The sequence below is a fragment of the Streptomyces sp. NPDC091376 genome (assembly GCF_044757085.1).
GTDB lineage: Bacteria > Actinomycetota > Actinomycetes > Streptomycetales > Streptomycetaceae > Streptomyces > Streptomyces pratisoli.
Genome location: NZ_JBIVUF010000004.1, coordinates 60,322 through 76,958, shown reverse-complemented (window position 1 = coordinate 76,958; position 16,637 = coordinate 60,322). Strand labels below are relative to the sequence as shown.

18 protein-coding genes are annotated in these 16,637 nt (G+C 69.9%); 10 read left to right on the top strand and 8 right to left on the bottom strand.

Features of this window, described 5'->3' with window-relative positions:
- Positions 1 to 126: 126 nt before the first annotated feature.
- The 4 genes from ACIQMR_RS10415 to ACIQMR_RS10400 all read right to left on the bottom strand — a co-directional run bounded on the left by ACIQMR_RS10415 (position 127) and on the right by ACIQMR_RS10400 (position 4,479).
- Complete coding sequence (locus ACIQMR_RS10415; protein WP_401385002.1) at positions 127 to 1,470, bottom strand: hypothetical protein; 1,344 nt, start codon at positions 1,468 to 1,470, stop codon at positions 127 to 129.
- Positions 1,463 to 3,097 carry an NAD(P)/FAD-dependent oxidoreductase gene (locus ACIQMR_RS10410; RefSeq protein ID WP_401385001.1) on the bottom strand — a complete coding sequence of 545 codons (1,635 nt, stop codon included), beginning with the start codon at positions 3,095 to 3,097 and terminating at the stop codon, positions 1,463 to 1,465. The genes ACIQMR_RS10415 and ACIQMR_RS10410 overlap by 8 nt, the downstream gene beginning before the upstream one ends.
- Before the next feature lie 483 nt (positions 3,098 to 3,580).
- Positions 3,581 to 3,811 carry an anti-sigma factor family protein gene (locus ACIQMR_RS10405; RefSeq protein WP_401385000.1) on the bottom strand — a complete coding sequence of 77 codons (231 nt, stop codon included), beginning with the start codon at positions 3,809 to 3,811 and terminating at the stop codon, positions 3,581 to 3,583.
- A complete protein-coding gene (locus tag ACIQMR_RS10400; protein WP_401384999.1) occupies positions 3,808 to 4,479 on the bottom strand; it encodes an RNA polymerase sigma factor in 672 nt (223 codons plus the stop codon). Before ACIQMR_RS10400 ends, ACIQMR_RS10405 begins: the two co-directional genes overlap by 4 nt.
- 306 nt (positions 4,480 to 4,785) lie before the next feature.
- Between ACIQMR_RS10400 and ACIQMR_RS10395 the strand changes: the two genes are divergently transcribed.
- Positions 4,786 to 5,517 carry an IPT/TIG domain-containing protein gene (locus ACIQMR_RS10395; RefSeq protein WP_401384998.1) on the top strand — a complete coding sequence of 244 codons (732 nt, stop codon included), beginning with the start codon at positions 4,786 to 4,788 and terminating at the stop codon, positions 5,515 to 5,517.
- Between the two features lie 95 nt (positions 5,518 to 5,612).
- Here the strand turns inward: ACIQMR_RS10395 and ACIQMR_RS10390 are convergent, their stop codons facing one another.
- Positions 5,613 to 6,188, bottom strand: coding sequence for a CGNR zinc finger domain-containing protein (locus ACIQMR_RS10390; RefSeq protein WP_401384997.1), 576 nt, complete (start codon positions 6,186 to 6,188; stop codon positions 5,613 to 5,615).
- Between the two features lie 216 nt (positions 6,189 to 6,404).
- On the opposite strand from ACIQMR_RS10390, the gene ACIQMR_RS10385 reads away from it, so the two are divergent.
- Entirely contained in the window at positions 6,405 to 6,866 is a 462-nt protein-coding gene (locus ACIQMR_RS10385) for a carboxymuconolactone decarboxylase family protein (protein ID WP_401384996.1), read from the top strand.
- Positions 6,867 to 7,129: 263 nt separating this feature from the next.
- Positions 7,130 to 7,807, top strand: coding sequence for a flavodoxin family protein (locus ACIQMR_RS10380; protein ID WP_401385325.1), 678 nt, complete (start codon positions 7,130 to 7,132; stop codon positions 7,805 to 7,807).
- A 58-nt stretch (positions 7,808 to 7,865) separates the two neighbouring features.
- Here ACIQMR_RS10380 and ACIQMR_RS10375 read toward each other — a convergent pair whose 3' ends face one another.
- The gene (locus tag ACIQMR_RS10375; protein ID WP_401384995.1) at positions 7,866 to 8,771 is read right to left on the bottom strand and encodes an NAD(P)H-binding protein; all 906 of its coding nucleotides are present in this window, start codon (positions 8,769 to 8,771) and stop codon (positions 7,866 to 7,868) included.
- A 232-nt stretch (positions 8,772 to 9,003) separates the two neighbouring features.
- Here ACIQMR_RS10375 and ACIQMR_RS10370 point away from each other — a divergent pair, with 232 nt between their 5' ends.
- The 5 genes from ACIQMR_RS10370 (at position 9,004) to ACIQMR_RS10350 (ending at position 12,818) form a co-directional block, all read left to right on the top strand.
- On the top strand, positions 9,004 to 10,206 hold the full coding sequence (locus tag ACIQMR_RS10370; protein WP_401384994.1) for a cation:proton antiporter: 1,203 nt from the start codon (positions 9,004 to 9,006) through the stop codon (positions 10,204 to 10,206).
- 86 nt (positions 10,207 to 10,292) lie between these two features.
- Positions 10,293 to 10,892, top strand: coding sequence for a sulfite oxidase-like oxidoreductase (locus tag ACIQMR_RS10365; RefSeq protein ID WP_401384993.1), 600 nt, complete (start codon positions 10,293 to 10,295; stop codon positions 10,890 to 10,892).
- On the top strand, positions 10,862 to 11,617 hold the full coding sequence (locus ACIQMR_RS10360; protein WP_401384992.1) for a ferredoxin reductase: 756 nt from the start codon (positions 10,862 to 10,864) through the stop codon (positions 11,615 to 11,617). Before ACIQMR_RS10365 ends, ACIQMR_RS10360 begins: the two co-directional genes overlap by 31 nt.
- Positions 11,618 to 11,845: 228 nt before the next feature.
- Positions 11,846 to 12,118: a DUF6510 family protein gene (locus ACIQMR_RS10355; RefSeq protein WP_401384991.1), complete on the top strand. Its 273-nt coding sequence runs from the start codon at positions 11,846 to 11,848 to the stop codon at positions 12,116 to 12,118.
- Positions 12,119 to 12,158: 40 nt separating this feature from the next.
- Positions 12,159 to 12,818, top strand: coding sequence for an RraA family protein (locus ACIQMR_RS10350; protein WP_401384990.1), 660 nt, complete (start codon positions 12,159 to 12,161; stop codon positions 12,816 to 12,818).
- Between the two features lie 58 nt (positions 12,819 to 12,876).
- Here the strand turns inward: ACIQMR_RS10350 and ACIQMR_RS10345 are convergent, their stop codons facing one another.
- Positions 12,877 to 13,794, bottom strand: coding sequence for an NADP-dependent oxidoreductase (locus tag ACIQMR_RS10345; RefSeq protein WP_401384989.1), 918 nt, complete (start codon positions 13,792 to 13,794; stop codon positions 12,877 to 12,879).
- Between the two features lie 341 nt (positions 13,795 to 14,135).
- On the opposite strand from ACIQMR_RS10345, the gene ACIQMR_RS10340 reads away from it, so the two are divergent.
- A complete protein-coding gene (locus ACIQMR_RS10340; protein WP_401384988.1) occupies positions 14,136 to 14,558 on the top strand; it encodes an Ohr family peroxiredoxin in 423 nt (140 codons plus the stop codon).
- Between the two features lie 306 nt (positions 14,559 to 14,864).
- The gene (gene trxB / locus ACIQMR_RS10335; RefSeq protein ID WP_401384987.1) at positions 14,865 to 15,860 is read left to right on the top strand and encodes a thioredoxin-disulfide reductase; all 996 of its coding nucleotides are present in this window, start codon (positions 14,865 to 14,867) and stop codon (positions 15,858 to 15,860) included.
- Positions 15,861 to 16,096: 236 nt separating this feature from the next.
- Here trxB and ACIQMR_RS10330 read toward each other — a convergent pair whose 3' ends face one another.
- Positions 16,097 to 16,585 (bottom strand): hypothetical protein, encoded by a 489-nt coding sequence (locus ACIQMR_RS10330; protein WP_401384986.1) that lies wholly within the window; start codon positions 16,583 to 16,585, stop codon positions 16,097 to 16,099.
- Between the last annotated feature and the right edge of the window lie 52 nt (positions 16,586 to 16,637).

Sequence of the window (16,637 nt, the reverse complement as noted above, 5' to 3'; positions counted from 1 at the left end):
GCCGCCCGCTCCACCGCTTTCCGGGCCGGACCGGACATGACCGTTCCCGACAGGCCCGACCCGACCCGGCCTGACCTGGCCCGGACCGGACCGGACCGGACAGGCCCGACCCGACCCGGCCCGGACTCAGGACACCAGGATGGGGATGAGCAAGGCCACGCACGTCACCAGGCTCCACAACGCGGGGGCCGCGCTCAGCGATTGCTCGTGGCGCGCGGCCGCCCGCGCCGCGGCAGCCTCACTGCGGGTCAGGTGCCAGGGGCTGACCCGCTCCTCCAGCCGCTGGTACACCAGGCCGAGCACGGCGCCGTAGGCGAGGTGGCCGATGAGGGAGGGGAAGGCCAGGGCCAGCGCGGCGCCGCTCCACCGCGGTGTGGCGCCGAGCAGCACGGGAAGCAGCGTCAGGTTCCCCAGGACCCACCAGAGGAAGCCGTAGGACGCACCCCAGCCGATCCCCGACGCCGGGTCGAAACTGCGACGGCGGAAGAGGACCGCGTAGGTGACGCCGACGACCTGGGAGATCAGCAAGTGGATCACCAGGCCCACGACGGCGGACCCCGAGCCGACCAGGGCGGCGACGGTCGGCAGGAATCCTACGGCGACCATGACACCGGTGAAGATCACGCCGCCGGCCAGCCCGGCGATGACGCCGTGCCAGATCGAGATGACCCGGCCACCGGCGAGGCGGCCTTCCAGGGAGCGGCGCACGTCGTCGGAGAACACCGCTCGCGCCAGGCCGCCCAGCCAGCAGGTGAGCAGGGCCGTGCCGGCGCCGAGCAGCAGATGGCCGGGCAGCGATGCCACGGCCACGCGCACCGCTGCCGGCGTCCACTCCAGGCCGCGGCCGTCCAGCAGCGGCGAGATCGTCACCGCCGCGAGCACCCACCACGCGAAGCCGAAGGCGGCGCCGCGGATCAGGGCGGGGCCGCTGCCCTCGTCGCGTTCGCCGAAGATCACCGCGTACGTGGCGCCGACCAGCGCGCCCACGATCAGCCCGTGCCGGCCGAGCCCGAGGAGCGGGGCGGTGAGCAGCCCGGCGGCCGTCGCGCGCACCACGAGGCCGGGCTTGAGCCGCCGCTCTGCGGGCGACAGCAGGGCGAGGACGGCGGCCGTGACGGCTCCGTAGGCCAGATGACCGAGCAGACTGGGGATCAGCGCCTGCGCCGTCGCCACGTCCCAGGCCACGGGACCGCCCAGCAGGATCGGCAGCAGCGTCAGCGGCCCGAGGAACCACCACAGCACGCCGTACGCGAGCCCCCAGAACAACAGCTCGCGCTGCCGCGCCACGAGCACGCCGAAGACGCTCCCGATGATCGCCGCGAGGAGCATGTGGACGGCGAAGCCCACGACGGGAGAGTCGGTTCTGACGATCGCCGCGACGGTGGGCAGGAACCCGATCAGCACCATCACCCCGCCGAAGACCAGACCTCCCACGAGGCCGGCGAGGGCTCCGAATCCGGCGTTACGCATGGCGGTCATCCTTGGTCGAGAGGGCGATGTCCCTGGGGAAGACCAGGTCGAGGGTCCAGTCGGCGAGCACGCGCAGCCGCTTCTCCACACTGGGCAGTTTGCTCAGGTAGACCGAGCGCCACAGGACCCAGGCGAGGAAACCGGAGACCTGCCGCCCGCCGATCTCGCCGGCCGCCGTGCGGTGCCCGAGCGAGACCAGCACGCCGAGCCCACCGAAGCGGAACGGGACGGGGCGGCGTCCGCCGAGGACCGCGGCGATGTTCCGCGCCGCCGCCTTGCCTTCGCGGATCGCGTGCTGCGCGGTCGGAGGGTAGACCCCGCCCGCCGGGTCGGGGATCCTCGCGCAGTCGCCCAGAGCCCACAGACCGGGCGTACCCGGGACCTGCATCGTGGGATCCACGGCCAGAGGCCCCTGCATGACCTGCTGCACCAGCGGGTTCGGCCGGTTGCCCGCCGTCCAGGCGAGGGTGCGGGTGGTGATGGTCTCGCCGGAGTCGAGCGTGATGTCCTCGGCGGTGGCCTTGGCCACGCGCCGGCCCAGGCGCAGTTCGATGCCGCGATGGGCGAGCTTGCGCTGCGCGTAGGAGCCGAGCTTCGGCGACAGTTCCGGCAGCAGCCGCTCCCCCGCGTGCACGATCACGAACCTGGGCCGCAGTCCGTGCAGCCGCGGATAGAAGTGGAGCACGTCGTGCACCAGGTCGAACAGCTCCGCCACCAGTTCCGTCCCGGCGAATCCGCCGCCGGCCACCACGAACGTCAACAGCCTGGTCTGCTCGGCCGGGTCCGGCTCGAGGTCGGCCCGCTCCAGCGCGCTCAGCACCTGGTTGCGCAGCCTGGCGGCGTCATCGAGAGACTTCATCGGGTAGGCGTGTTCGCCCACTCCCGGCAGGTCGAAGAAGTGCGGCACCGCGCCGACCGCCAGGACCAGCTCGTCGTACGGCACGCGGACCATCCCCTCCTTGCCGGCGGAGACGTACGCGTGACGTGTCTGCGTGTCGATCGAGACCACGCGGCCGTGCAGGAAGGAGGCGTGGTCGAGCCCGGCCCGCACCGGGGCGCTCACGTGCCTGGCTTCCACCGTGCTCGAGGCGACGCCGACCAGCAGGGGGGTGAACAGCAGGGAGTTCGAGTCGCTTATCAGCGTCACGTGGGCATCGAGCCCGCGGGCGACGCGTCGGTCCAGTTCGCGCACGGCACCCACCCCGCCGAAACCACCGCCGACGATCACCACGTGGGGTTTGGCCCGCTGGGGCGCCGGCCGAGGCGGGAACCAGGCCGACAGGGCGTGGTGGGCGAGCCCGGCGATCGCGCCGAACAGGACGGCACCGACGAGTTCGGGGAAGTGCGACACGGCCGTCTCGATCGTCCATGACGGCGTCCTTCCCTCCAGCGCGGGGGCAAGGCTGAGTGTCCAGGTCACCCAGTCGAGCAGGCCGATGAGCAGACCGACGGAGAAGGCCGAGCCGTTGCTCTGCCTGTGGTCGCCGACGAGGAGGCCGAGCACGGCTCCCAGTACCACCGTGTGTGCCGCCCACGGCATCCACGGCGGGTTCGTCACGACGGCCACGATCGCGCCACCGGGCAGTCCGGCGATGACGCCGAACAAGAGTCTTCTGAGCAGAGTCATGGATGTCTCCGGTCGTCGCACGGCCGCCGTCCAGGCGGTAACGGGGGCGAAGGCCGTGCGAGGCGTGGGGGGCTCCCAGCCCCCGCTTCGAACGTTCAGAGCGGGCGCGCCTCTTGAGCGTTACAAGTCCGCCGGGCGGGGAACGCGGCGCGAGGACGGGAGCCGGCCGGAGACGGCCCGCACAGCGACCCGTCCCGCGCCGCCCGCAGGTCGGCGGCGGGACATGCCGGGGACGTTCGGCGACGAGAGGATGGGGCTGGACGTCCGAGGTGACGAAGACGGGCTGCAGCCCCGCCGGCGCGGCCAGGAACCTGGACGAGCGTGGCGAGTTGACCCGCCGGGCGGCACGGCTCGCGAAGGGTCGGCAGGCGCCCGGTGGCGAATGCCGCGGCTCATACCCTGGAGCACGAGGACCGGGCGGCGGTCGTGACCACTACGCGCCGGTCATGACGGCCGCCCGGCGTGCGCCGGAGGCGCACGGGATCACTGCCGGTGCCAGCCCCGGAAAGCGGAGAGCAGCTGCTGCCGGGCGTCCGGTGAGATGTTGTCCGGGGTCAGTTCGCCCGTCGTGGCGATCGTCCGACGGAACTGATCGAGGTAGTTCTCGCACCCGGAGCATTCCGCGAGGTGCTCGATGAAGCGCCGCTCGTCCGCTTCGGGCAAGGCGCCCTCGAGGAACTCGGTCACCAACTCCACGAAGTCAACGCAGTTCACGGTCGTCCCCTCCCGCCGGCGACGTCATGGGCACCGGACACGTACTCCTCCAGCTTACGGCGCAAGAAGGCCCTGGCCCGGTGGAGGAGAACACGTTGGTTTCCCGGTGAGATCTCCAGCAGGGAACATACTTCCTCCGAGCCGTATCCCGCGACATCGCGAAGTGTGACCACCGTGCGGAGGCGGGGCGGCAGTTCGTCGAGCGCCTCGGCGATCACTTCGCGGACCTCGCCGCGCAGCACGTAGTCCTCGGGAACGTGCCAGGGACGCGGTTCCTGCCCGACGGCCCAGTGTCCGGCGTACCGCTCGCCGGGGGCGCGGAAGCGGGAGATGTCCACCGTCGGCCCTTCCTCCTCGGGCAGCAGGCTGGCGAAGGGAACCGTCCTGCTCTCCTTGGTGCCGCGCGCCTTGGCCGTGTTGACCAGGATCCGGTACACCCATGTCTTCAGGGATGAACGGCCCTCGAAGTCGGAGATCCCCTTGATGACCGCCAGCCATGTGTCCTGGACGGCCTCCTCCGCGGACGCCTTGGTCGACACGAACGACATGGCCAGCCGGAGCATGCCACTCGACCAGGTGTCCAGCACCAGGGTGAACATCTGCTCGTCACCGTCACGCAGCCGCTGAACCAGGACCTCGTCCGGCGGCAATTCGCGTGCGCCCGCCATTCGTCTCTCCCCCTACCGCTCGTCCACTGGGAGGGTCAGCCTAGGGCAGCCCGATGAACGGGATCTTGTTCGGGTGCGTTTGTTCATGCCTCGGTAAGGACGTTCTCAACCGCGAAGCCCGAACTGCCGGACAGTATCGCGAATCGCGCTCCCGTCACGCCCCCCGTCTCTCGTGTAACCGCATCGCATTCGGGTATTTCCCCAGCAACTCACCTGTGCCGCAGCATTGTTCACTGCCCAGGTCTCCGAGTCGTTCCCGATGCACACGCCGCACACACGCCTGCACACACGCCATGGAGGACGGTCATGCCGATCAGCCCCAGTCAGGGTTCCACCGGCGGAGGCACCGCCGTCACCATCACCGGCGCCAACCTCGCGGGTGCCACCGCCGTCCACTTCGACGGCAAGCCCGCCACGATCACCGGCAATACGCCCACCTCGGTGTCCGTACTCTCCCCCGCGGGAACGGGCGCGGTCGGCGCCAGGGTGACCACGGCGGGGGGCACCAGCGGCCCGTTGGGGTTCTACTACATCCAGCCGCCCGTCGTCCTGACCGTCTCACCGGCGTCGGGAGCCGCGGCGGGCGGGGACACCGTCACCATCACCGGGCGCAACCTGGGCACCGCCACGTCCGTGGATTTCGGCGCCACGCCGGTCGCGCCGACGGTCGTGAGCGACACCGAGATCACCGTGGTCACCCCCGCCACGGCGGCGGGCGAGGTGTCCCTGGTCGTCCACACCCAGGGCGGGATCTTCGACGATCTGGTGTTCACCTTCGTGGACCCGCCGACCGTCACCGTCTTCACCCCGGTCACCGGCACGACGCTCGGCGGCACCCTCATCGACATCACGGGCACCAACCTCGCGACGACCACCGACGTGACCTTCGACGGCGTCTCGGCCACGTCGGTGGCCGCTCTGTCCGATGACCGGGTCACGGCCGTCACTCCACCCCACGCACTGGGCGCGGTTCCGGTCACGGTCACCACGACCGGCGGCTCGGACAGCGCACCGCTCACCTATCTCTACGTCCTCTGACAGCCCGAGCGCCCCGGACGCCGGCCGGCCGCGACGCGCGGGGACTGTTCGGAGGACGACCGGATTCGGCATTCAGCGTTCGGCGTTCGGCGGCCTTACGACCGCGAGCTCGATGAGGCCGTCGTCTTCGCACTCGCGCGCCTGCGCGCCCGGTACGCCGCGGCCTTGATCTTGTTGCCGCACGGATCCATCTTGCACCACTCCCGGCGCGCCCCCCGGGAGTGATCGATGTAGAACTGGGTGCATTCGGGATTCGCGCATTCCTTGAGCAGCGGAACCTCCGGCCCGCTGAGGACGGCGACGGCATCCCGCGCGACATGTGAAAGGGCCTGCTGAACGGTGGCTTCGACGCTGCGTCCGGCGGCGGTCAGCTGCGGCACGGGAGCCGGGTGGCGTGCCGCGGCATTCACCAGGCTCAGTGCCTCCTCGTCATAGCTTTCGCCGGAGATCCTCGCGACGATCACCTGATAGATCGCCTCCCGCAACGCCACCGCCTCGCGGACATCGTCGCTCCCACACGGAAGGTCACTGTCCGTGATTCCGCATCCACGGAACCACGAGCTGAGGCTCTCGGGCGAGTGGAGCATCTCCCGGGGGCTGGCTTCGCGTCGCAGGCGCAGTGTTCCCGCGAAGTCGAGCGCCGGGCTTCCGGCGGGATACGCATGTTCCATGTCACCATTCTGACAGGTGACGATATGACATGCAACGCTCAGCGCGACAGCATGCCGTCACACTCCGTGGCGGGTGGGATGGGCGCTCGCGAATTGGCCCACTCGAATCAGATGCGATTGCACCAGAGGAGTGGGGCACCTCGCCTCTAGGCTTGATGCAGGACGACACCGCCGCCTCCCCCACCGCCGGCGCCGGTAGACAAGAGGATTTCCCCCATGACCGACACGCAGCGCGTCAACATCGGCAAGCAGGACCCGACCAGCTACAAGGCCCTCATCGCCCTGTCGGCAGCGGTCGAGAAGAGCACCGCCGAGGCGGGCCTCGACCCGCTCCTGCTGGAACTGCTGAAGATCCGCATCTCACAGATCAACGGCTGCGGCTTCTGCCTGCGCATGCACACCCGCGACGCCCTGAAGAAGGGCGAGAACCCCGACCGGCTCGCCGTACTGCCCAGCTGGGGGGAGACCGGCTACTTCTCCGACACCGAGCGTGCGGCCCTGCGCCTGGCGGAGTCGATCACCCTCGTGGCCGACGGGCACGTCAGTGACGCGGACTACGCCGCGGCCGCTGCCGTGCTCCCCGAGGAGCAGGTCTCGGCGGTCGCCTGGCTGAGCACCGTGATGAACGCCTTCAACCGGGTCGCGATCACCAGCCGGTACACCGTCGCCGGCGGCTGAGCCTGCTGCACGCCCGGCGCCGGAGCCCGTGGTCACCTTGCGCCGCCTGCGCCGCTCCGGCAGGCCACGGCCTGGTACCCGGCACCGTGACAGGTCGGCCGTCGGAGTGATCGTCGTCGTCGTCCTGCGCCGGTACGGCGACGGCGACGGGCCCAGCCCGCACGATGGAGGGCGTCGCACCGCTGTGAACGCCACAGCGGCAGGCGCTCCAGGAGCACTCCGTGAACACCCAGCCGCACCCTTCCTACGACGGTCTCCGTGCGATGTTCGTCAACTGCACGCTCAAGCGGTCTCCCGACGTCAGCAACACCCAGGGGCTGATCGACAAGAGCCGCTCGGTGATGGAGTCGAACGGGGTCGCCACCGAGGTCGTACGGGCCGTCGACCACGACATCGCGACCGGCGTGTGGCCGGACATGACGGAGCACGGCTGGTCCACCGACGCATGGCCCGCGCTGTACGAGCGGGTTATGGCGGCCGACATCCTGGTGCTCGCGGGGCCCATCTGGCTCGGGGACAACAGCTCCGTCATGAAGCAGGTCATCGAGCGGCTCTACGCGGGTTCGTCGCTCCTCAACGACCGCGGACAGTACGCGTATTACGGGCGCGTGGGCGGCTGCCTGATCACCGGCAACGAGGACGGCGTGAAGCACTGCGCCATGAACGTTCTCTACAGCCTGCAGCACCTCGGCTACACCATCCCACCCCAGGCCGACGCGGGCTGGATCGGCGAGGCCGGGCCCGGACCCTCGTACCTCGACCCCGGGTCCGGCGGCCCGGAGAACGACTTCACCAACCGCAACACCACCTTCATGGCCTGGAATCTCCTGCACCTCGCCGCCATGCTCAAGCAGGCCGGCGGTATCCCCGCCCACGGCAACCAGCGCTCCGCGTGGGACGCGGGCTGCCGCTCCGACTCCCCCAACCCCGAGCACCGCTGACAGAGTCCGCACCGGAGCAACGCACGCTCCTCGACCCGGAGTCGAGCGCTGAAGCGGCTCAGCCCAGGTAGAAGTCCCTACGGGCGGACACGAACGCCTCGACCGATCGCGCAGGCACGCCCGTGACGTGCTCGACGTCGTCCGTCGCGCGGTCGTAGCGGTTCTCGCGGTGCAGTCGGGCCATCGTGACGATGTGCTGTTCGGTGTGCGCAGGCAGCCCCGCCTCGGCGAGCACCTCGGTGCGCCAACGGTCGAGCGGTACGTCCGTATAGGACACCGGACGCCCCAGGGCTCGTGTGAACTCCTCGGCCATCTCGTCCATGCCGAGCGAACGCGGGCCGGTCAGCTCGTAGACATGACCGATGTGCGGGGCCGGCTCGCGGAGCACGGTGGCGACCACGCGGGCGACGTCGGCCACGGCGACGGGTGAGGTGCGCCCCGTGCCGAACGGCAGCGCGATCGTGCCGTTCGCCCGGATCGAGCGAGCTGCCAGGGTGGTGAACAGCGGGTTGTCGAGGAACGACGTCGGGCGGATGTGCACCACGGGCAGGCCCGACCAGTTCAGTACCTGCTCGGCCAGCCAGTGCAGCCGCTGCTGGTGCGACTCCCCGGTGCTGGTGGCGGTCATCTGAGACACCGTCATCTGGGACATGCCCACCAGGGCGTCCAGTCGCCCGTGCTCGCGCGCCACGGTGGCCGTCACCGTCGCCGCCAGCAGGTGGTCCGGGGACACGGGCATCGCGAAGTACATCCTGGCGACGCCCTTCAGCGCGGCCGCGACGGTCTCGGGCCGGGTCAGATCGCCGACGACGACCTCCGCGCCGAGTCCGCGCAGCTCGGCCGCACGGTCGTCGTCCCGGTGGACCATGACGCGTACAGGTACGTTCTGCGCACGCAGTTGCTCCAGGACCATGTGGCCCACGTCCCCTGCGTTGCCGACGAGAACGAGGTTGCTGGCGACCATCGGTCGGTCTCCCTTGCGAGTGGGGTGTGGTCACTCTGCCTCTGGGTCTTCCGAGGGCGCGGTTGCACCGAACCCCGGGGCCCCGGCTCTGGACGGGAGCGGCGTATAACGTGGATGGGGAGATCCCGGACGGTACCCCATGAGCCTAGAAGGCTCGGCGGCAGATCGCACCGCGGGATTGGGCAACGTCGGTGGGACCTGACTGCCACGCCGACCGGCCACCGGAGTCACGATGTCGTACGACAACCTGGTCATCGTTCTCGCGGTGGCCGCGGCCGTCCCCTTCGTCCTCGCCATGGTGCCCCGAGTGCCCCTCCCCGGCCCGGTCCTCGAGATCGTGGCCGGCGTCCTCCTTGGTCCGGCGGTGCTGAATCTGGTGCAGCCGGACGCAACCGTCGAAGCGTTGTCGATCATCGGACTGAGCTTCCTGCTGTTCCTCGCCGGGCTCGAGATCGATTTCCGGCAACTGCGCGGGCCACGCGCACGGCTCGTCGGAATCGGTCTGGCGGGGACGCTCGGGCTGGCCGGGATCGTCGGCTGGGTGCTGGACACCGCCGGCCTGGTCGAGAACCCATTGCTCATCGGCACCGCGCTGGTGGCCACGTCCTTGGGCCTTCTGGTCCCGATCCTCAAGGACGCCGACGCGGTCGACCGGCCGGTCGGCCAACTGACCATCGGTGGAGCCTCCGCGGGTGAGATCAGCGCTGTGGTCCTGCTGTCGTTGTTCTTCTCCGAGCATGCATCGAGCCCGGCCTCCGGGGTGCTCCTGCTGCTCGGCCTCGCTCTCCTGGTGGCGCTCATCGTGGTGACATCGCTACGTGCGGGGCGCTCCATGTGGCTGTCCCGGGCCGTGGTGAATCTGGCGGACACGAGTGCCCAGATCCGGGTCCGCCTGACCATGGTTCTGATCGTCGGTCTTTCCGCGATCGCCCTGCATCTCGGATTCGAGGCCATTCTGGGTGCCTTCGTCGCAGGGGCCGTGCTGCGGCTGGTCGACCCCGACGCGGAACGGACGCATCCGCAGTTCCACGTCAAACTGGAGGGCCTCGGTTATGGATTCCTCGTCCCGGTCTTCTTCGTGACCAGCGGCATCCAGTTCGATCTCGGAGCGCTGTTCGCGGACGTGGGGACGGCGCTGCGCGTACCGATGTTCCTTGCCGCGCTCCTTCTCGTACGCGGACTGCCCGCACTCGTCTACCGCAGGGCGGGCCTCTCGCGTGCGGAGACCGTGGCCGGCGGACTCCTGCAAGCCACTTCGCTTCCCGTGATCGTGGCGGCGACCACGATCGGGTTGAGGCTGGACGCGATCGGCCCGGCCAACGCGGCCGCGCTGGTGGCTGCGGGCCTCGTGTCCGTGGTCGTGTTTCCCCTGACGGCGCTGCCCTTGCTGAACCGTTCACGGAGATCCGCGACGAGAGTGCACCGCCCGGAATGAGGAGGGAGGCCGCCTCCCTGCCCGGATGCTGCGCTGCGCGATGTCCTGGAGAATGGGAACCGCGGACGTCGGAGAATGGGGGCGACATGCCCATCGTTTCGCGTGGATTCCACGGACGAGCGCGGGATACGCGGCACAAGCTGCCTCCCGGGCAGTACGAGACCACGGACTTCCCCGTTCTGTCCGCAGGACCGACCCCCACGGTGGACCTCGATGAGTGGGAGTTCACCATCCGCACGGAGACGGGTGAACGGGTCAGCTGGAACTGGGCGCAAATGATGGCGTTGCCCAGCGAGACACCGACCGTTGACCTGCACTGCGTCACCAAGTGGTCGAAGTTCGACACGGAGTGGCAGGGAGTCTCCTTGGACGCCCTTCTGGAGGACGTGGAGACCAGCGCCGAATACGCGCTCGTTCAGTCCTACGGCGACTACACCTCCAATGTTCCCCTGGAGGACCTTCTCGACGGACAGGCGTGGATCGCGTACCGCTACGACGGCGAGGACATCGCGCCGGAGCACGGCGGCCCCGCCAGGCTGCTGGTTCCGCACCTGTACTTCTGGAAGTCCGCCAAGTGGGTCCACGGAATCCAGCTGCTCGACGAGGAAGAACTGGGCTTCTGGGAGACCATCGGCTACCACGATTACGGGGACCCATGGCGCGAGCAGCGGTACCAAGGCGACTAGGCGGTGGCCCGCTGCGCTGGAGGGCGGCCCGCCTGACGGATCGGCGCACCGAGTCCGAGGCGGCGCGCACGCTCGTCTTCGAGGTGCCGGGCTGGCCGGGCCATGTCGCGGGACAGCACCTGGACGTGCGGCTCACGGCGGAGGACGGCTACAGCACACAGCGCAGCTACTCGGTGGCGTCGGCAGCCGATGACGAGAACGTCGAGCTGACCGTTCAGCGTGTCAGTGACGGTGAGGTGTCCCCGTACCTGATGGACGAACTCGCACCGGGCGATCTGGTGGAACTGCGCGGACCGGTCGGCGGCTGGTTCGTGTGGCGACCGGAGCAGACGGAACCGGTCCTGCTGGTGGGCGGCGGCTCGGGCCTGGTGCCTCTGATGGCGATGGTCCGTACACGCCGCGCGGTCGGCAGCCGGACGCCTTTCCGGTTGGTGTACTCCGTACGCAGCCCCGAGTACCAGCTCTTCACATCCGAGTTGAGACGCGGCGACCCGGGCCTCGACAAGACGTACGTCTACACCCGCTCCGCCCCACCGGAGTCGCCGCGGCCTCCCGGACGCCTCACCGCTTCGGATCTGTCGAGCGCCGGGTGGCCGCCGGACTTCGAACCGACCTGCTACGTCTGCGGTTCCACCGGCTTCGTCGAGAAGGCGGCCGGCCTGCTGGTGGCCCTCGGCCACCACCCCGGCCGTATCCGCACCGAGCGGTTCGGACCCAGCGGATGAGGAGGTGGTGAGAACACCGGTCACACTGTGCACGGCACCCGCGGCCACACCGGTCGCCGCCCGCCGCGCAGAGAGCCGGTTCCCACTCGCTCGTCCATAATGAGTGGTACGTGAATGAGTGGCACGTGCGCCAGTGGTGAGATGCCCGGTCGCCGACTCGCACGGCGAGAGCCCGGAGCCCAGCGGTCGGCGCGCCACGTGTGCGGACCGACAGGGAGCTGAACGGCCATGACCCTGACGCCTGACTTCCTCGACGGCAACGCGGCCGCCGGGGACCTCGAGTCCGTGTTCGGGACGGACATGACCGTGGCCACCGGACGATGCCGTGGCTGCGGTGAACGGATGTCGCTCGCCCAGACGCATGCCTATCTCCGTGGTCCGGGCATGGTGCTGCGCTGTCCCGGGTGCGACAGCGTTCTGCTTCGACTGGTCCGCTCCGCCGACCAGTTGTGGCTCGACACCGGCGGACTGCATTACCTCAGGATCCCGGCACTGCAATGACCCGCCTACGACAAGGCCGCACGTCGGCTCGGGAGTTCCCATGGCGGACATGAAGGACCGTCTGCAACGTCTGGCCTCGGGAGTACGCACCCCCGACGTCGTCGACGCCATGGGACGGATGCACCGCCACCGGTGTCACCTCGACGACCTGGTGAGCCCGACTCCGGGTCGTGTCCTGCTGGGACCCGCGGTGACGATCTCGTATCTCCCTTCGTGCGAGGAGGCACTCCCACCCGAGCGGTTCACCTTCACCCGGCTGTTCGACGACGCCGTCGGCGAGGGCGCGCAGGGGCGCGTGCTGGTGCTGGCCGGGAACGGGCACAGGGACATCTCCCTCGGGGGCGGCACAAAGCTCTCGCTGGTGGCAGCACGCGGTCTTGCGGGCCTCCTTGCCGACGGTCGTCTCCGGGACTTCTCCGAGATCGCGCGTTACGACCTCGCTGTCTACTGCTGGGGACAGACGTCCAAATGGGGCGGCGACGTGGTGACACCGTTCGAGGCCAACCGGCCGGTCGTCGTCTCGGGCGTGGCCGTCCGCCCGGGTGACTACGTGTTCGCGGATGCGTCCGGTGCTGCCGTCATCCCGGCCGCACACGTCCTCAAGGTGTTCGAAGAAGCCAACCGCGTCGCACAGGACGAGGCGGCCTACGCCGAGAGTGTGCGCCACGAGAACCCCGCGGGCCAGGGGTCCGGGCAATAGCGCGTCCCCGCACGCTCATCGCATGGCTGCGCGGCCTCATCGCATCGCCGCGCGGCGCTCACGCGACGTGGATGACCGTCTTGCCGACCGTGCCCTTCTTCGCGCGGAACGCCTCCGGCGCAAGCTCCAGGGGATGGACGGCGCCCACCAACGGGCGCAGCGCGCCGTCCTGATGCCTGCGAATGACCTCCAGGAGATGGCCGCGGTCGGGTTCGACGATGAAGTACATCGCCCGGCCGTCCTCGGGCCGCACGGTCGGCGGGCGCGCGATGCTCACGAGGATGCCGCCGGGGCCGACCAAGGCGGCCGAGCGGTCGAGTACGTCCCCGCCGAGGGCGTCGAAGACGATGTCGACGCGGCCCGCCGCCTCCTCCCACGCCGGTTGCTCCAGGTCGAGGAAGTCCTCCGCGCCGAGCTCCAGCACCCGGTCCCGGCTCGCCCCGCGCCCCGTGCCGATGACGCGTGCCCCCGCTGCGCGGGCGAGCTGCGTGGCGGCCGATCCGACGCCCCCTCCCGCGCCGTGCACCAGCACGCTCTGACCGGCCTCCAGCCGGGCGTGGACGAAGAGGCCCTGCCAGGCGGTGAGGCCCGGCATCGGCAGAGCCGCCGCCTGCACGTGCTCGATTCCCGCGGGCAGCGGCGCCAGATTGCGGGCCTCCACCGCCACGTACTCCGCGAGAGCGCCGTTCCGGTTCCAGTCAGTGAGGCCGACGACACGTTGTCCGACCGACAGCCCGGTGGTGCCGACCGCGACCTCTGCGACCTCGCCCGACACCTCGTGCCCCGGGATGACGGGCGTTCGGTCCCTGCCGCTCCGGTCGACCCAGGAGGCGGGCCAGGTCAACTCGTCCGGGGTGAAGGATGCCGCGCGCACCCTGACGATCACGTCGCCCTCGCCCGCGTACGGGTACGGAGCCTCCTCCACGGCCAGGCCGTCCGCGGCCGCGTCACGATCGTGTGTCCGTACGGCCTTCATCGGCGCTCCTTCCGGCCGCGGGAGAACCCCGCTCGTGGGAGACCTCCTTACGCTCCAGGATGACGGCGTGACGCCCTCGGAGCGATCCGGGCCCATGCGCCGGCGCTCGCCGGGACACGCCGCGCACTGCGGCGTCCCGCAGGTCACAGGACGTAGGTCACACCACGCAGGTCACAGGACGTGCGTCACACCCTCCCATTTCGTCACCGCCTTGACAGGTGACGCCACGCCTGTGACTATCGAGTCACCACTTGAGCAGGTGACGCGCACTGGGCGTCCCCCGCCAGGAAGGCTTCTTGGCTTACGAGACCCGTAACGCCCCAACCGTCAGAGGACATGCAATGCCGAACAGCTACACCGCCGTTGTGAACGTCGCCGGAGAGGGCCGCAACGGCGGCCGTGTACGGTCCGACGACCGCATGCTCGACATCAGCCTTGCCCACCCCAAGGAGCTCGGCGGGGCCGGCGATGCCACCAACCCCGAGCAGCTCTTCGCAGCCGGCTGGGGCGCGTGCTTCCTCGGCGCCGTCCGTATCGCCGCCGCCGACCGCAAGGTCCGGCTGACCAGCACGGAGATCAACGCCGAGATCACACTCGCCCACGGCGACGACGGCTACTCCCTCGTCGCGGTCCTCAACCTCGAGCTCGGCGGTGTCGACCAGGACGGGGCCACCGAGCTCGCCCGTGCCGCCCACCAGATGTGCCCCTACTCGAAGGCGATACGCGGCAACGTCCCCGTCACCATCAACGCCACCGCCGTCTGACCTCACGGACAGTGGGACGCGGCGCTTCAGGCCGACCGGGCACCTGGGTCGGCCTGAAGCACCCCCAGGCCCGATCCGCGGGACGACGGGATGCGACGCGGCTCTTCGCGTGTGCATGGTGGAGTCGTTCGAGGTCGTGACCGCGCCGGTGCGGCGCCACGGCCGGCGTTTCGCAGGTGACGGCGGCGGACTCCCCGTAGTGGGATGCCGAGTGTCGTTTCGCGGCCCTGGCGCCGCCGGACAGACGGCGTGGAAGTGACCACCGGGCCGGTCTCGCTTCTTTCCCGAGGTCAGTAGGTGAACAGCATGAATGACGCGGTCAGGGAAGTGATCATCATCGGGTCCGGTCCTGCCGGGTACACCGCCGCGCTCTACGCCGCCCGCGCACAGCTGCGCCCGGTCGTGTTCGAGGGATCCGTCGCCGCCGGCGGTGCGTTGATGAACACCACCGACGTGGAGAACTATCCGGGGTTCCCCGATCCGGTGCTGGGCCCGGACCTGATGGGCAGGATGAGGGCTCAAGCGGAGCATTTCGGGGCGGAGTTGATCCCCGACGACATCGTGGAGGCGCGTCTGGCGAGCAGTGTGAAGGAGGTCGTCGACAGCGCAGGGAAGACCCACAGTGCCAGGACCGTCATCCTCGCCACCGGCTCCCAGTACCGCGAGTTGGGGCTGGCCAACGAGAAGCGGCTGTCCGGCCGGGGCGTGAGCTGGTGCGCCACCTGTGACGGCTTCTTCTACCGCGACCACGACATCGTGGTCGTCGGCGGCGGTGACTCCGCCCTGGAAGAGGCCACGTTCCTGACGAGGTTCGCCCGCTCGGTCACCGTGGTGCACCGCCGTGACGCCCTGCGCGCCTCGAAGATCATGCAGGAACGCGCGCGCCGCAACGACAGGATCAGCTTTCTCTGGAACCGCGAGGTGCTCGACATTCTGGGGGAGGAGAAGGTCACGGGTGTCCGCCTGCGTGACGTGACCAACGGAGAGGAGACCGACCTGCCGGTGACCGGTGTCTTCGTCGCCATCGGGCTCGATCCGCGGATCGAACTGGTCAAAGGGCAGCTCTCCCTCGACCACGCCGGTTACGTCGCCGTCGAGGGCCGGTCCACGCTCACCAATCTGGACGGCGTGTTCGCCTGCGGCGACGTCGTCGACCACGAGTACCGGCAGGCCGTCACGGCCGCCGGGACAGGCTGCGCGGCGGCGCTGGACGCCGAGCGATACCTGGCGGCGCTCGACGACTGCGACACCTGCGAGGAGGCACGGCTGGAAGCCACGGCCGTCGCCGAACTCGTCCACTGACCCACACCGCCGGACGGTGGCAGCCCGGCGGCACGGGCGCCCCTGTTCAGCCCTTCGCGCGGGTGGGCAGCCGCCCACGACGGTCCGCAACGGCCGTTCACCACTGCACTGTGCGCACACCATTATCCCTCCGGACCGCCGCCGGGGACGGGGACGGGGACGGGGACGGGGCGATCATCCTCGGACGGTCTCCGTCTCCGTCGAGTGGCACCAGGATCGGGCGAACTGAGCAGGTGTCACCACGTCAGGGTCAGCGAAGCTCCGACCGGCAGTGTGTGCCACCGGTCGGCGTACGCGTCGAAGCGGGTCACGATCCGGTCGACCACCGCAGGGATCTCCCCCGCCGTCACATACGCCGGCAGCTCCCGCGCGTGACCGTGCCGCACCTCCCACACGGCTACGGCGATGCCCGCCAGCTCCTCCGACCTGGCCATGTCGGCCTTCGCCTGAAGGGACGACTTCGCTCGCTTCGACCTGCGTCGCCGGGCGGCCCTGACGCGCTCCGCAGGGTCGGCGGGCCAGAACAAGCCGTTGTCACCCGCGGCCAGGCGTCCGTAGACGCCGAGTTCGATGCCCGCCTCCGCCTCGACGAGGAAGTGCACCAGGTCGTGCGGCAGATACGGATGCCCGCCGGGTCCGTTGCGCGGGGCGAGCGCGGCCCCGGTCTCGCGGTGCACGGCGATGTCGTAGCTCGTACCGGGCCCTTTGGTGAAAACAACGCGCATGTTCGGCAACGCTAGGTGACGGCCACGACCCCGCGCACCTGGTTTTCCGGGC

Bases quoted from the DNA above. Each gene is read 5' to 3' on its own strand.
- ACIQMR_RS10415 (WP_401385002.1), bottom strand. From the start codon at position 1,470: ATGCGTAACGCCGGATTCGGAGCCCTCGCCGGCCTCGTGGGAGGTCTG.
- ACIQMR_RS10410 (WP_401385001.1), bottom strand. From the start codon at position 3,097: ATGACTCTGCTCAGAAGACTCTTGTTCGGCGTCATCGCCGGACTGCCC.
- ACIQMR_RS10400 (WP_401384999.1), bottom strand. From the start codon at position 4,479: ATGGCGGGCGCACGCGAATTGCCGCCGGACGAGGTCCTGGTTCAGCGG.
- ACIQMR_RS10395 (WP_401384998.1), top strand. From the start codon at position 4,786: ATGCCGATCAGCCCCAGTCAGGGTTCCACCGGCGGAGGCACCGCCGTC.
- ACIQMR_RS10390 (WP_401384997.1), bottom strand. From the start codon at position 6,188: ATGGAACATGCGTATCCCGCCGGAAGCCCGGCGCTCGACTTCGCGGGA.
- ACIQMR_RS10385 (WP_401384996.1), top strand. From the start codon at position 6,405: ATGACCGACACGCAGCGCGTCAACATCGGCAAGCAGGACCCGACCAGC.
- ACIQMR_RS10380 (WP_401385325.1), top strand. From the start codon at position 7,130: ATGTTCGTCAACTGCACGCTCAAGCGGTCTCCCGACGTCAGCAACACC.
- ACIQMR_RS10375 (WP_401384995.1), bottom strand. From the start codon at position 8,771: ATGGTCGCCAGCAACCTCGTTCTCGTCGGCAACGCAGGGGACGTGGGC.
- ACIQMR_RS10370 (WP_401384994.1), top strand. From the start codon at position 9,004: ATGTCGTACGACAACCTGGTCATCGTTCTCGCGGTGGCCGCGGCCGTC.
- ACIQMR_RS10365 (WP_401384993.1), top strand. From the start codon at position 10,293: ATGCCCATCGTTTCGCGTGGATTCCACGGACGAGCGCGGGATACGCGG.
- ACIQMR_RS10360 (WP_401384992.1), top strand. From the start codon at position 10,862: ATGGCGCGAGCAGCGGTACCAAGGCGACTAGGCGGTGGCCCGCTGCGC.
- ACIQMR_RS10355 (WP_401384991.1), top strand. From the start codon at position 11,846: ATGACCCTGACGCCTGACTTCCTCGACGGCAACGCGGCCGCCGGGGAC.
- ACIQMR_RS10350 (WP_401384990.1), top strand. From the start codon at position 12,159: ATGGCGGACATGAAGGACCGTCTGCAACGTCTGGCCTCGGGAGTACGC.
- ACIQMR_RS10345 (WP_401384989.1), bottom strand. From the start codon at position 13,794: ATGAAGGCCGTACGGACACACGATCGTGACGCGGCCGCGGACGGCCTG.
- ACIQMR_RS10340 (WP_401384988.1), top strand. From the start codon at position 14,136: ATGCCGAACAGCTACACCGCCGTTGTGAACGTCGCCGGAGAGGGCCGC.
- trxB (WP_401384987.1), top strand. From the start codon at position 14,865: ATGAATGACGCGGTCAGGGAAGTGATCATCATCGGGTCCGGTCCTGCC.
- ACIQMR_RS10330 (WP_401384986.1), bottom strand. From the start codon at position 16,585: ATGCGCGTTGTTTTCACCAAAGGGCCCGGTACGAGCTACGACATCGCC.